The organism is Psychrobacter sp. AOP7-B1-24 (genome assembly GCF_052376215.1).
Taxonomy (GTDB): Bacteria; Pseudomonadota; Gammaproteobacteria; order Pseudomonadales; family Moraxellaceae; genus Psychrobacter.
The window spans coordinates 40617-55153 of record NZ_JBQSVL010000017.1 but is presented as its reverse complement, the minus strand read 5'-3'; the positions used below and the strand labels follow the sequence as shown (position 1 = coordinate 55153).

The 14537-nt window shown below is 41.5% G+C and carries 11 protein-coding genes; 5 read left to right on the top strand and 6 right to left on the bottom strand.

The genetic code is table 11. From position 1 onward, the window contains the following. Window positions 1-51: 51 nt before the first annotated feature. From ACT3QP_RS05845 to gmk, 6 genes are all read right to left on the bottom strand, one after another. Window positions 52-756, bottom strand: coding sequence for a hypothetical protein (locus tag ACT3QP_RS05845; protein WP_444524806.1), 705 nt, complete (start codon window positions 754-756; stop codon window positions 52-54). A gap of 311 nt (window positions 757-1067) precedes the next feature. Next, window positions 1068-3365, bottom strand: a complete 2298-nt coding sequence (locus ACT3QP_RS05840; RefSeq protein ID WP_444524805.1) for a primosomal protein N' — start codon at window positions 3363-3365, stop codon at window positions 1068-1070. A 237-nt stretch (window positions 3366-3602) separates the two neighbouring features. Next, window positions 3603-3983, bottom strand: coding sequence for a RidA family protein (locus ACT3QP_RS05835; RefSeq protein ID WP_160022297.1), 381 nt, complete (start codon window positions 3981-3983; stop codon window positions 3603-3605). Window positions 3984-4198: 215 nt separating this feature from the next. Beyond that, window positions 4199-6397, bottom strand: a complete 2199-nt coding sequence (locus tag ACT3QP_RS05830; RefSeq protein WP_444524804.1) for a RelA/SpoT family protein — start codon at window positions 6395-6397, stop codon at window positions 4199-4201. A 333-nt stretch (window positions 6398-6730) separates the two neighbouring features. Beyond that, window positions 6731-6991 carry a DNA-directed RNA polymerase subunit omega gene (gene rpoZ / locus ACT3QP_RS05825; protein ID WP_068403827.1) on the bottom strand — a complete coding sequence of 87 codons (261 nt, stop codon included), beginning with the start codon at window positions 6989-6991 and terminating at the stop codon, window positions 6731-6733. 163 nt (window positions 6992-7154) lie between these two features. Beyond that, entirely contained in the window at window positions 7155-7793 is a 639-nt protein-coding gene (gmk, locus tag ACT3QP_RS05820) for a guanylate kinase (protein WP_444524803.1), read from the bottom strand. A gap of 321 nt (window positions 7794-8114) precedes the next feature. On the opposite strand from gmk, the gene ispH reads away from it, so the two are divergent. The 5 genes from ispH (at window position 8115) to htpG (ending at window position 14299) form a co-directional block, all read left to right on the top strand. After that, window positions 8115-9071 carry a 4-hydroxy-3-methylbut-2-enyl diphosphate reductase gene (ispH, locus tag ACT3QP_RS05815; RefSeq protein ID WP_444524802.1) on the top strand — a complete coding sequence of 319 codons (957 nt, stop codon included), beginning with the start codon at window positions 8115-8117 and terminating at the stop codon, window positions 9069-9071. A 149-nt stretch (window positions 9072-9220) separates the two neighbouring features. Then, the gene (locus tag ACT3QP_RS05810; RefSeq protein WP_444524801.1) at window positions 9221-9466 is read left to right on the top strand and encodes a hypothetical protein; all 246 of its coding nucleotides are present in this window, start codon (window positions 9221-9223) and stop codon (window positions 9464-9466) included. Between the two features lie 28 nt (window positions 9467-9494). After that, window positions 9495-10310, top strand: a complete 816-nt coding sequence (locus ACT3QP_RS05805) for a thioesterase family protein (RefSeq protein ID WP_192518979.1) — start codon at window positions 9495-9497, stop codon at window positions 10308-10310. A 283-nt stretch (window positions 10311-10593) separates the two neighbouring features. After that, on the top strand, window positions 10594-12072 hold the full coding sequence (locus tag ACT3QP_RS05800) for a catalase (protein ID WP_444524810.1): 1479 nt from the start codon (window positions 10594-10596) through the stop codon (window positions 12070-12072). Window positions 12073-12331: 259 nt separating this feature from the next. Next, window positions 12332-14299, top strand: a complete 1968-nt coding sequence (htpG, locus tag ACT3QP_RS05795) for a molecular chaperone HtpG (RefSeq protein ID WP_444524800.1) — start codon at window positions 12332-12334, stop codon at window positions 14297-14299. Window positions 14300-14537: the final 238 nt, after the last annotated feature.

Below are 14537 nucleotides of genomic sequence, written 5' to 3'. Positions count from 1 at the left end.
AAAAAACAATATAAAGTGGTTATGGTAAAAACGATATAGCGTTAACGTATGTTATTTTTTACGATAAATCTTCCAAACACCATTATCGGCAAGTGGATTGTTATAAGCGTCATTACGGCGCTTACGCGGAGTCTGTCTGCTATCGACTATTTTAAAGTCAGGTAGAGCATGGACGATGAGACCAGTACGATAAAAGCGTACCCGTTCAGGCTCTAGCATTTCACTTTTGTTATCGCGGCAAAATACATAAGCACGTAAATCAATAAACTCACGGTGTGCCACTAAGCGTGCCTCATCATCGTTGTCAAACACGGCGGACATACGTGCGATTTCTTCAGCGCTATAATCACCGCACTTATCAGTCAGAGCCCCGACTGAGCCAAAGCTTTTAGATTCTTTGGCACGGGTCTTGGTTAAATGTAATCTTTGAACATGATAGATAAACTGCGGTATCTCAAGGCTAGCTGGTAGCGGTAGATAGTCAGGCGGTAAGTTGGCTGCAGGGTAAAACACCATCGCGCGCTCAAGCAGTGTTTGCCAGCGTTGCTCGTAAGTCTGCACTTCTGCCAAGTTGCCTTCATAAATAGGCATATCGCGAATTTGGCGCAAAATATCAGGTGGAAATTGCTCATTACGAAAGCTGGCAATATCTTCTTGCAGCGTTGAGAGTAAAACTTTGGCGTGTTTTTTGCCGTCTTTTGAAGTAGGATCATCGATATAGTCGGGAGCGACAAAAGGTGCTGAGCGTCTAGACATGGTATCAGGTCATTAGTTGAGCGTGAATAAGGTTTGTGAAGTATAAGTATACAGATTTTACATTAAAAATATGTTGGTAAACTTAGATTTTTTATTGTTTTTGACATGCTTTTACATTGATAAAGGTTAACGTGATATGAGTTCATTGAAAAGAAACGGGATTCACTTTCACTGATTATAAGCCATGAACTATGAGTGTGCATGATTGCGGTTTGTCTTAGCTGTTAATGGCTTTGACTATAGCTAGTAATAGTCATTAATGCTTGTTTTGGACGGAGTTGTCTTAGAAGCAACTGTTTTGAGATTTTAGATTACCAACCAACTGGGTCAATGTCTAAAGTGAGCTTGAGGTATTTGGCGCTTGGCAAGGCAAGCACTGGTTGCCACCATTGGTTTAATACATGGTGTAGTTGCCTGCGCTCTTTGGCTAACAGTAGCAACTGAACATGATAGCGGCTGTTCTTTTTACTCATTGGTGCATCGATCGGACCCAGTACAGCTAGGCTGTGTGCATTTGGTAGAATGCTAATCGCATCTTTGAGCGCTTGGGTCGTGGCTGCAAGGGTTTTGCCTTCACAGCGTATCAATGCGGCATGAGTATGAGGTGGTAAGCCCATCATTTTACGCTCTTGCAGCAATTCACGAGCAAAGGATAGGTATCCGTCTTTTACCAGCTTTAACAATAGCTCATTATCAGGCTGTAAGGTTTGAATCAGTACTTGCCCAGACTTATCACCACGTCCAGCGCGTCCCGCTACTTGGATCATAAGCTGTGCTGTATGCTCAGGTGAGCGAAAATCTGATGACAAAAATCCGCGATCAGCGTTAGGCAAACAAACGAGTGTGACGTTGGGAAAGTGATGACCTTTTGCGACCATTTGCGTGCCGACTAGGATGGCAGGCTTGCCTTCATTGATGCGTTGATAGATATTTTCCCAGCTGTCTTTACGCCGAGTGGTATCGCGATCTATCTGAATAATAGGGTACAGCTCTTTACTGGTTTGTGGATTGGCAAAAATAGCGTGTAGGTTTTCGCTTAGCCTTGTTGTGCCTATCCCTTTGGCATCGAGATTCTGACTGCCACAATCAGGACAAACCGTTGGAATATAGGACTGCCAGTCGCAGTGGTGACATTTTAAATAAGAGTTGCTGACGTAAGTATTATGTTGAGACTGGCTATTATAATGAACGGTCAAATGAGCATCACAGCGCGGACAATCTGCTTGCCAACCGCAGGCCTCACATAATAAGACAGGCGCATAGCCGCGACGGTTTAAAAATATCAATACCTGATTGCCTGCTTCTAGCGTTTCTCGAATCGCGCCAATTAAGGTATCGGTTAGACCAGTGTCATAGCGTGCGCCATCGTCTTGTGTCTGCTGATGGGTGCTTTGTAGGCGGGCATCAATAAGTTGCATGGTGGCAGGATTGGCATTACCTGGGCGGGTCAGTAATTGGCATTCCACGAGCTTACCGTCATCAACCAGTTTTAGATGTTCGAGAGAAGGGGTAGCCGTACCAAGGACGACAGGAATATTGGCTTGTAGCCCGCGATACAGTGCAACGTCAGCGGCATGATAACGCAAAGTATCTTGCTGTTTATAAGAGCCATCATGTGCTTCATCGACTACGATTAGCCCTAAATTTGCGAAAGGGTATAGCACTGATGAGCGTGTACCAATGATGATTTGTGCATGACCGGTGCGGCAGTCTTGCCACCCTTGTAAACGATGAGTATTGTTCATGCCTGAATGTAGCAAAACAATGTGTGCTGAAAATCGACTGGCAAAACGTGCACGAGTCTGTGGTGTTAATCCGATCTCTGGCACTAAAATTAAGACTTGCTTACCAGCTTCTAATACTGCCTGCATCGCCTGTAGGTAAACCTCAGTCTTGCCGCTACCAGTAATACCGTTCAGTAAAAATCCAGTATACCGATCAGATTTATGTGCAGCGACAATGGCTTCAACGGCACGCTTTTGCTCATCGTTGAGGTCAAGTGGCATTTTTGCGAGTTTGACAGGTGAAGGGCTTTGTTTTGGTTCAATGTAGCGCTCGATTAATCCTTTTTCTTCCAATGTCTTCAAAAAGCTACGCTGCATCCCCTCCAGTAATAAAACGTCTTCACTTGCGCCGCGCTCACCATGCAGTTTGAGCATATCAAATTGCTGTTTCTGCTTTTTTGCATTGGTACGAAAGTCTTTATCACTGACATGCGGTAAAATTCGCCAATGTGTAATCAGCAAATCTAATGGTTTGCCCTGACGAACGAGAGTAGGCAAGATGACCGCGAAAACGTCACCAAGAGGATAATGGTAATAACGCGATAGCCAAGCAGCGAGCTTGAGCATGTTGTTATCTAAAGTCGGTTCAGCATCCAAGCATTTATTTATGGGTTTGAGCTTATTAAGTGGCACGCTGCTATCAGCTTCAGAAATATGAGCAATCACAATACCGATTAAAGTTTGACGACCGAATGATACTTCGACGCGACTACCAAGGGGTGGCATTGGAAAAGGTGTAGCATTTGGCAACGTATGGGTATCTGCTGGCAGGCTATAATCAAATACCCGATAGAGGGGCACAGGCAGAGCAACTTGTACCAACATAGAATACCTCTATAGCTTATCAATGGTTGAATAATATACTGGTGAGAATGGTAAAAGTAAGTGCAAAATAAATGCAATGACGAAGCGAAAGTGATGAATCATAAGTAATGAAGCGTAAGTGATGAAGTATGATAGCAATAAGCCCAAATAACTATATTTGGGCTTAATTTGGGCTTATTTTAAAATGGGCTTAGGTACTTAAGGTCTTTCGAAGTTAAGTACTGTCATTTATTATTACTATTCAATGTATAAGATAGACTCAATCTCGACCACACCACCTTTAGGTAATGCTGCTACTTGGACGGCAGCACGGGCAGGATACGGCTCGCTTAAATTAGCAACGAATACTTCGTTCAATACCGCAAAATCACTCAAATCAGTTAACGACACATTGAATTTCACCACGTCATTTAAACTGCCACCCGCGGCTTCACAGATCGCTTTGATGTTTTCAAAGACTTGTTCTGCTTGAGCTTTAAAGCCTTCTTTTAGCTCCATTGTATCAGGATCAAAGCCCAATTGACCTGAAATATAAACAGTATTGCCAACTTTTACCGCTTGTGAATATGTACCAACGGCAGCAGGCGCTTTATCAGTTTGAATAGTTTGACGAGTCATATTTTTTCCTTTTTATACTTTTCTGGTTTGGTAGATAATTGCATATCATCATTTAGCAAAATCTAAATTTACCTATGCAAATGATAGTAGGCATCAATTTTTTGTATCAAAAATTAAGTGAATCAGTTTATCATTATTTTTACGTTTTCTAAAATTGCCACATCAAATATTAATCACTTTATTAAGTGGTGATTGATGATCAACCATAGTGATTACTATAGTTGATATAAACGCATGATATTAGGAAAGCCAAGTAATGAACGCAGCTCTCGGATACCTTGTGCTAAATGATTGCGACTACGGACAATAATATGGATGATAGTATCACTATTTCGGACATCGACGGCTTCAATACCCATATTCAATTGACGTAAATGATAAATAACTTCAGTAATTTGTTCGTCGCTGAGGGCGATAGATAGCTTCAAATAAGCGTGAAAGCGAATTTTTCCAGTGTTTTTTATATCGTATTCATCTGGGCTGCCTTGTTTGACTGCTTCATCACTGCGCCAGCGTAGCTGAATTACCTGATAAGGATTGTCTTTACGAATCTCATCTAAGGAGAAGCATTTGTGTCGATGTACGACCAAGCCATGACGTGATAAGTGACCTACGATAGGGTCGCCATAAATGGGGTGGCAACAGTTGGCAAAGTCTAGTTCTACTCCAGATGTGTTAACGATTAATTGTTGCGGCTGAGTCATATCATCGCTATATTCTTGCGCTTGCAAATCACGCACCTCATCGCTGAATAAGCGAGTCACTATGAGTTGTGGTAGTAGTGTGCCAGAACTTATTTGCTCAAACAGTGACTCTTTTTCTGTTAGTCCACGCCACTTGGTTAGGTTTTCCCAGTCACTATCTGTTAAATCATCCAGATTTTTCTGATATGTTTTTAGTGCGCGAGCTAATGCTTGTTTACCATGCTGCTGTTTGTCTGCAGCAGACAAATCTTTGAACCATCGTAGAATTTCTTCACGGGCTTTGTTAGTCACTACAAATCCTAGCCATTCCGCTTTGGGTTCTGAGTGTTTATCAACTTCAATTTCGACAAGCTGCCCATTTTTTACGACTGTTCCAAGTTTGGCTGTTTTGCCCTCGATATTAGCACCAACAGCTACATTGCCGACCATAGGCCCAACGGCATAAGCGAAATCTAGAGCGGTTGCACCTTGTGGTAGTTCATAAGCACGACCCTTGGGGCTATAACAGATTATTTTACTAGAATGTAGGTAATCCATGAGTTCATTAATCGTAGCGACGGCTGCAGAAAAATCGGGGCTCTGTTCATTTAAGTTGTCTTCATCGACCAAATCTTTCATATTACGCAAGGAGGCTTGAATGACGGATTGACTGACATCGGAGGCGTGCTCTGCACCAATAACGCCGAGCCTTGCTGCGCTTTGCATTTGCTTGGTTAAAATAGTTACTTTGACCACATCGTTATCACGCTCATAGATTAGTGTCAGCGATTGATTTCCACCGGGTAGCGGCCGACGAATATTATCAGCAATATGTGTATCATCAATCTGATACTTTTTGATCAAATAATAAGCCAATTTGTCACAGGCATCGACATTATCTAAGACAATTTCAAAAGCATAATGACGTAGTAGCGTATTGATTTCTCCACGATTGCGGAAGAACTGACGGTATATCACCACGCGATTGTCCAAGACAGTGACCAGTCCATTCAATCCTAAATTATTGAGCACAATACTCAAGTAGCGATGAATAGCTTCTCTTTGAAAGTTACGTCCTAGACCATGTTGCAGTAACTTATCAGACAGTTTGTTGTACATTTCAGAGTCAAGATTGCGATAACAAAGTACTTCAATATAGTCAGCAATGTCATTGAGACCCATTAAACGCGCAAATGGTACATAAAAATCCAATGTTTCTTGTGCAGTGGTACGCTGTTTTTCGGGACGCACCGCATCAAGTGTGGACATATTATGTAAGCGATCAGCAAGCTTGATAATTAGCACACGTGGATCAGCAAGTGTGGCTGTCAAAATCTTATGAAAAGTAGCAGCTTTATTTTGTTGTTTATTGTGTGAGGATGATCTTAGCTTGGTCACACCGTCGACCAATCTGGCCACTACTTTGCCATAGCGCTGCTCAACTTGTTCGTCGCTTACTTCAGTATCTTCGACGGTATCATGCAAAATGGCGGCAATGATAGTATCTCGATCTAATCGAAAACCTGCTAGTATCTCAGCGACTGCAATCGGATGAGTAATATAAGGTTCCCCTGATTTGCGCTTGTCTTTAATATGCGCAATGTCACCGAACTCACAGGCATCAATAATGTCACAGCGTTCAGCGGCAGTGAGGTAACCTACTGAACGTAGCAAGTTGTATTGAGCGTCATCGACTAAGTGATGACTGAGTTTGGGTAAGGTTTGACTCATAAAGTAACGATCCTATTTTTCATTACCTATTTGCCTGACTGTCTATCGAGGTAAATGGTGACTGGGTGAGTGCTGGAATACTAAAAAATATTGAGAAAAATCTAAAAATGAATGGGTAATCTTCTAATTAATCGTAAATCACATTTAATGTCAACCGCTAAGCGAGTCGTGGCGATAAAAATTTAGAAATTCTATGTGAATGTTAGATTACGAAGTATTCATAATGATTAAAACAGCTCAAGTGCTATCGTTATAATAATAAAAACCACAGACTATGCTGTGGTTTTTATTATTAGGATATTATCACTATATCTTATCTTAGCAAGTCATTCGTTAAAAGCTATGATCGCCTGATAGCGCTAAATCTAGTGAACTGGTCGCAAAGTTATGCTCTGGCTGATTGAGAATATCGCGAGTGATTTTACCAGCCGCAATTTCACGTAATGCCAATACAGTAGGCTTGTCGTTATCAACGTCAACCATTGGCTCAGCGATACCTTTGGCCAACTGACGTGCGCGTTTGCTTGCCACCAAAATCAACTCAAAGCGATTATCAACATTATCCAAACAATCTTCAATCGTCACTCGTGCCATAAATAGCTACCTCGGTTGTTTTTATTAGTGACGGACTTTGCCCGCCACTCAATAAAAATAATATCAAAAATATAAAGGGGGATAGCTGGACATTATAGCATTTTTTGCTCAAGCGCGTAGTTGCTTTTTATATCGATGCGTCCAATTAGTAGGTAATTCGATTTTAGTGCTCGTTTTTCGCATCTGTTTGATTACCGAGTAAATTGCTAATAGTACGATGATAACGCTGCTGTTGACGTTTTAGTGTTTGTCTATCAGCCACGATGATAGCTTTTAACTCCGTCAGAGCCACTTCAAAATTGTCATTAATAATTACAAAGTCAGCGTTCACATACTGCGACATCTCATTCACTGAACCTGCCAAACGCTGCTCAATAACCTCTATACTATCTTGTGCACGAGTTGATAAACGTTGACGTAAAGTGGCAATACTTGGCGGTAGAATAAAAACCATTGTGGCGTCCGTAAATATTGTTTTGACTTGTAATGCACCTTGCCAGTCAATTTCTAAAATGACATCAACCCCTGCCTCTAATTGTGTACGTACGCTTTGTTCGGAAGTACCGTAATAATTACCAAAAACTTCGGCATGCTCTAAAAATTTATTCTCAGCAATGGCGTTTTTAAACGTGTGTATATCGGTAAAGTGATAGTGATGACCATCAATCTCGCCAGGACGCGGTGAACGCGTTGTGTGAGAGACGCTGACGGTTAAGTCATTGGTGGTGGCAAGTAGTTGCTTTACCAGTGAGGTTTTACCTGTACCAGAGGCGGCGGTAATAATAAACAATGAACCTGTCATACAATTTGTCCTAATGGAATGTGTTCTGATAGAAATTAAAGGCTGGTAAAAAGAAAAATCGCCATCATACAGGGCAATAGAAATCATGGTGAATATGTCATGATAAACTGCTTTTGTGGCTTTTATTTTAATTGAAGCTGCTCTTACAAAGTGCTATTGGCGTATCAGTGACTGTGTAGATTACTGACTTTAGCACACTGCTATTTTCAAGAGTAATGAAAGAAAATTATGCTAAAGTAGCATAATAGATTCATCTCAATGTTTGAATTGAAGCTTTTAAAATAAGCTTTAACTATAAATTATCTAATGATAGGCCTTTTTATGCAAATTTATCTTGCCAATCCACGTGGGTTTTGTGCTGGTGTGGATCGAGCGATTGCAATTGTGAACGAAGCATTGACACGCTTTGAGCCACCTATTTATGTCCGTCATGAGGTGGTACATAATAAATTTGTCGTCTCTGACTTGGCCAATCGTGGTGCCGTCTTTGTTGAAGAGCTTGACGAAGTGCCAGATGGTTCAATCGTCATTTTTTCCGCTCATGGAGTATCAAAGGCGGTCGAAGATGAGGCAGAGCGTCGTGATTTGACGGTATTTGATGCGACATGTCCTTTGGTTACTAAAGTGCATATTGAAGTGGCTAAGTTTGCACAAGAGGGGATGGATGCGGTACTGATTGGTCATGCTGGGCATCCGGAAGTCGAGGGCACCATGGGACGCTTTAATCGCCGTCATGGTGGACATATTCATTTGGTCGAAAATGAAAGCGATGTTGCCGCATTGACCGTGCAAAACGATGAGCGCTTAGCTTTTGTCACGCAAACGACAATGTCTATGGATGATACAGCACGTGTCATTGATGCATTACGTGACAAATTTCCTAGTATCCAAGGTCCACGTAAAGATGATATTTGCTACGCCACTCAAAACCGTCAAGATGCGGTAAAAGATTTGGCCAGTCGCTGTGAAGTGGTTTTAGTCGTTGGTTCACCAAATTCATCAAACTCTAATCGTCTGCGTGAGTTAGCAGAGCGTATGGATTGTCGCGCTTACTTGATTGACAATGCCCGTGAAATGGATAGCAGTTGGTTGGATGGCGTGCAGAGTATTGGTGTGACTGCTGGTGCATCAGCACCTGAAGTATTGATTCAAGAAGTACTACAGCAGCTACAAGACTGGGGTGGTGATTTACCTAGCGAGCTGTCAGGTATTGAGGAGAATGTGACGTTCAGTCTGCCTAAAGCATTGCGTATCCCGATTACTGAAGTGGGTAAGTAGGATCAGATATAAGATTTTAGGGTGTGTTGTTTATTGGCAGTGTTTGATACTGTAAATCTCACCATCTAAATGATGACATACCTTAACAAAAATCAGCTATTATAAAAGTTGTTGACCAAAAACAACCTAATATCTATGAGCAAAGTAGAATGAAAAAGCAAAAAAGTAGATTTGTTTTAGCAAGTGCGACTCTGACTGAAGTTAATCAGCAATTAAAAATGAATATGTTGGTGACTGTGGTAGTGATACTTGTGCTGTTTATGAACATGATGAAGTTTATGGCAGAAAAAACGTTTTTTTATGCAGCTCTAGTGGTATTGATGGTTGTTTTATTATTTTTCATAAGAAAGGCTCGTAATATTCTCATAATAAGAAAGCAAGAGTTGACGCAATAAAATAAAAAGTACGAAATATAGGACAGTTATGGCAGCTTATTACCAATTTATCAAACGTGAACAGCAGGACGATGGTGTCACTGTTGCTTATTATAAGCCAACTGAGCATGCACAAGGTGCTTGGAATGAGCATGAGCAACACATGGCACCAGCAACAGGCTTGCTTACCGCTGAGCTAACGGGCTATGTCCCGCAAGCAAATACCCGTGTTGCTCGTATCAGCCTTGATATTTTAGGGCTGATACCGCTTGATGATTTTACCATTACCACGCGTTGTATTCGTCCAGGCAAGACGATTGAGCTTATTGAGGCGGTAATGAGCAGTCGTGGCCGTGACGCTATCATTGCTCGCGCGTGGCGACTCATGACTCAAGACACCAGCTCGATAGCAGGAATTGAAGATCGAAAAGCCAAACACAAACCTGAAGACTTGCCAGTTTGGAATGATATGCAAGGCTGGCCGGGCGGTTTTATTGAGAGTGTGCGCTTAGTTGCTGACCCTGAGCGTCGACCTGGTAAAGGCATGGTATGGATAACCAATGATGTAGAAATGGTAGAGGGCCAGCTTACTGATGATATGGTGCATTTAGTGGGTATGGTTGATACTGCCAATGGTGTTGTACCGCGACTCGGTCTCGGTTTATCAGGGTTAGAGTGGATGTTTCCTAATACTGATTTACAAATTCACATGCATCGTGTGCCGAAAGGCCGTTGGCTCGGTATCGAAGCGGTACAACAGTACGGCGATGATGGCATAGGGCTTACCAGTGCCGTATTGCATGATGTACATGGGCCTTTTGGGCGTAGTGAGCAAATTCTGACCATTCGTCCGATGCCTCGCTAGTTTTTAACCTTCTCTATTGTTTGGTAAAACAAAACAAAAATATATAGTTAATTTATTTTACAAATATATAGTAATCGGTTGTAATGGTTCTAACAAAACAATGTTATTGCACTTAAAGGTTATTATGAAAACAGATAGTCGTTTTTCGAAAAAATTTACTACTCTTCTGGATATATTGATAGAAGCTTATTCAGAATAGGTTTTGTACTTTAAATGATTTACTATCCAAAGGAGAAGGCCCGTGAGCGATAAAAAATGTCCATACGCACCTACACAGTTAACAATGGGTAATGGTGCACCAGTTGCTGATAATCAAAACAGCATGACCGCAGGTAAGCGCGGACCCTTATTGGCGCAAGATATTTGGCTAAATGAGAAGCTAGGTAACTTTGTTCGTGAGGTTATCCCAGAGCGTCGTATGCATGCCAAAGGTTCTGGTGCATTTGGTACGTTTACTGTGACCAATGACATCAGTCAATATACTCGAGCCAAAATATTCAGTGAAGTGGGCAAGCAGACCGAGATGTTTGCGCGCTTCAGTACAGTTGCAGGTGAGCGTGGTGCTGCTGATGCTGAGCGTGATATTCGTGGCTTTGCGCTAAAATTTTATACAGAAGAGGGCAACTGGGATTTGGTAGGTAATAACACACCAGTATTCTTCTTACGCGATCCACGTAAGTTTCCAGATTTAAACAAAGCCGTAAAACGTGATCCACGTACCAATATGCGCTCGGCGACCAACAACTGGGACTTTTGGACTTTATTACCAGAATCCTTTCATCAGGTTACCGTGGTAATGAGTGATCGTGGTATCCCCGCCTCATATAGAAACATGCATGGTTTTGGCTCGCATACTTATAGCTTTTGGAATGAAGCCAACGAGCGTTTTTGGGTTAAGTTTCATTTTCGTACTCAGCAAGGCATCAAAAATTTGACCGATGCTGAAGCAGCCGAAGTCGTTGCTATGGACCGTGAAAGCAATCAAAAAGACTTATATGATGCCATTGAAAATAGTGATTTTCCAAAATGGAAGCTCTATGTGCAAATCATGCCAGAAGCTGAGGCTGATACCGTTCCTTATCATCCATTTGATTTGACTAAGGTATGGCCAAAAGGTGATTATCCTTTGATAGAGGTTGGTGAGTTTGAATTGAACAAAAACGCTGATAACTATTTTGTTGATGTTGAGCAAGCAGCATTCGCACCAAGTAATTTGGTGCCGGGTATCAGTGTCTCACCAGATAAGATGCTACAAAATCGTTTGATTAACTATGCCGATGCCCAGCGTTATCGTGTTGGTGTTAATCATCAGCAGATTCCTGTCAATAAACCACGCTGCCCAGTGATGAGCAATCACCGTGATGGTCAAGGACGTGTCGATAATAATTATGGTAGTCGTCCACACTATGAGCCAAATAGTTTTAGCCAATGGCAGGAGCAGCCAGATTATGCTGAGCCACCATTGAAAATTGATGGTGATGCAGCACACTATGATTTTCGTGAAGATGATAGCGACTACTTTAGCCAACCCCGTGCGTTATTCAATTTAATGAGTGCTGAGCAGCAGCAAGTATTATTTGAAAATACCGCAAGAAATATGGCTGGCGTACCTGACTTTATTCAGTATCGTCACATTCGTAATTGTAATTGGTGTGACCCTGCTTATGGTGAAGGTGTGGCTAAAGCATTAAGGTTAAGCGTTGAAGATGCAATGGCAGCTCGTGACTCAGATCCAGCGCGTCACCTTGCTAGCTGTTTATAATTAATAGGTACCATACGTACGTATTGTACGAAAGCCATTAATCTTTTGATTTTCAATATAATGACACCACCTTAGGGAACTAGGGTGGTGTTTTTTATTGAATAAATGTTTTTAGCTTGAAATTTTCACCTATGCCCCTATTAGTATAAACAGCTTAATAGTATTTAACGCTAGAGCGGTTTTGATATTATTAGAGCCTTTTTGATGTGTTTTACTGTTACTTATAATAAGTTTTTAATGGAATTTAAAGGAGTGTTTTATGAGTGAAGCAACTCAAGCCGATGGCCTAAACCCTGAATTAAAAAAACATACATTTGAAGCAGAAGTAGCGCAGTTGCTACACTTAGTGACGCATTCGCTATATTCTAATGCGGATATATTTGTGCGTGAGTTGGTCTCAAACGCCTCGGATGCTTGCGATAAATTGCGTTTTGAAGCAAATAATGACGATAGCCTGTATGAAGATGATGGCGAGCTAAAAATTCGTATCGATCTTGATGAAGAGGCGAAAACCATTACCTTTACCGATAATGGTATTGGTATGAATGAAACAGATGCTATTGAAAATTTAGGGACAATTGCTAAGTCAGGTACCAAAGCATTTTTGGATAAATTATCTGAATCACAAAAGCAAGATGGTCAGTTAATTGGACAGTTCGGTGTGGGTTTCTACTCAGGATTTATCGTAGCGGATACGATTAGCGTTGAATCACGCAAAGCTGGAGAGCCTGCTGACAAGGGTGTACGCTGGGTATCAGACGGTACAGGTAGCTTTACAGTAGAACCTATCACAAAGGTCGCTCGCGGCACTGCCATCACTTTGCATCTCAAAGAAGAGTACTCTGAAGGTGAAGACAGCTACTTAGATCGTGGTAAAATTAAGCGTTTAGTCAATAAATACTCAGATCACATCAGCTTGCCGATTCAAATGCGTAAAGAAATCTGGCAAGAAGACGTAAAAGAAGATGAGAACGATGACACGCCGGCTAGTGGTGAGATGGTATTGACTGATGAATGGGAAACCATCAACAAAGCCAGTGCATTATGGACACGTTCAGCATCTGAGATTGAAGATGATGAGTATGTTGATTTTTATAAAAACATCTCGTATGACATGGATGCACCGCTTACTTGGACGCACAACCGTGTTGAAGGTCGTGTTCAGTACACTCAATTGTTATATATCCCCAAAAAAGCACCAGCGGACTTGTATACTCGCGAACAGCAACATGGTCTGAAATTGTATGTTAAGCGTGTCTTTATTATGGATGAAGCCGAGCAGCTCCTGCCGATGTATCTACGCTTCGTCAAAGGTGTTATCGACTCAGCCGACTTACCATTGAACGTTAGCCGTGAGCTACTACAAGAGTCACGTGATGTAAAATCTATTCGTGATGGTAACGCTCGTCGTATTCTGACGACATTGGCAAGTTTGGCCAATAGCGAAGACAGCGATAAGCAAGAGAAGTTTGCTCAGTTCTATGCTGAGTTTGGTGATGTCATCAAAGAAGGTTTAGGCGAAGACATGGGCAATCAAGAACGTATTGCCAAGTTGCTTCGTTATGCGACGAGTACAAGTGACAAAGTTGAAACTAGCTTTGAAGACTACAAAGGTCGCATGAAAGAAGGCCAAAAAGCCATCTATTATCTAACAGCTGATAATTTGGCAGCGGCAAAGAACAGCCCTCAGTTAGAGTTGTTCAAAAAGAAAGGCATCGAAGTTATCTTGATGACCAGTCGTGTTGATGAATGGGCAATGAATTTCTTGACCTCATTTGATGAAACACCGCTACAAAACATCGCCAAAGGTGCAGTGGATTTAGGTGATTTGCAAGATGAAGCTGAAAAAGCAGAGGCTGAAAAAGCAGAAGAAAGCTTAAAGCCGGTGGTTGATAAGCTAAAATCTGCTCTAGGCGAACGAGCTAAAGATGTAAAAGTATCCACTCGTTTGGTTGATAGCCCAGCTTGTTTGGTTGTGGGTGAGGGTGAGGGTGAGTTATCACCACAGATGATCCAAATGCTGAAACAGATGGGACAAGATGTACCGGAGAGCAAGCCAACGCTCGAAGTAAACCCTGAGCACCCATTAATCAAAAAACTTGAAAGTAGCGAGCAATTTGATGACTTGGCTCAAGTGATTTTTGATCAAGCATTATTAGCAGATGGTGGTCAACTAGATGATCCAGCGGCTTATCTAAAACGTGTTAATGAGCTATTGATGAAATAATGGTTATTATTTCATCAAAAAAGAGGTCTTGCTTGCAAGACCTCTTTTTTATTTTTAATTTGCATATGAGTAATTTTACAAATCAGTCTTATCCTCTAGACTAACAATCCGTTACAATTAAGATAGATTAGCAAGCTAGACTGTTAGTCCTAGTTTTCAGTTTTTGCTTTTCACCTCTTATAATCATTTCATAGTGAATTAAATATAAAATTGCTGTCCATCTGCCTCGTTGCAAAGT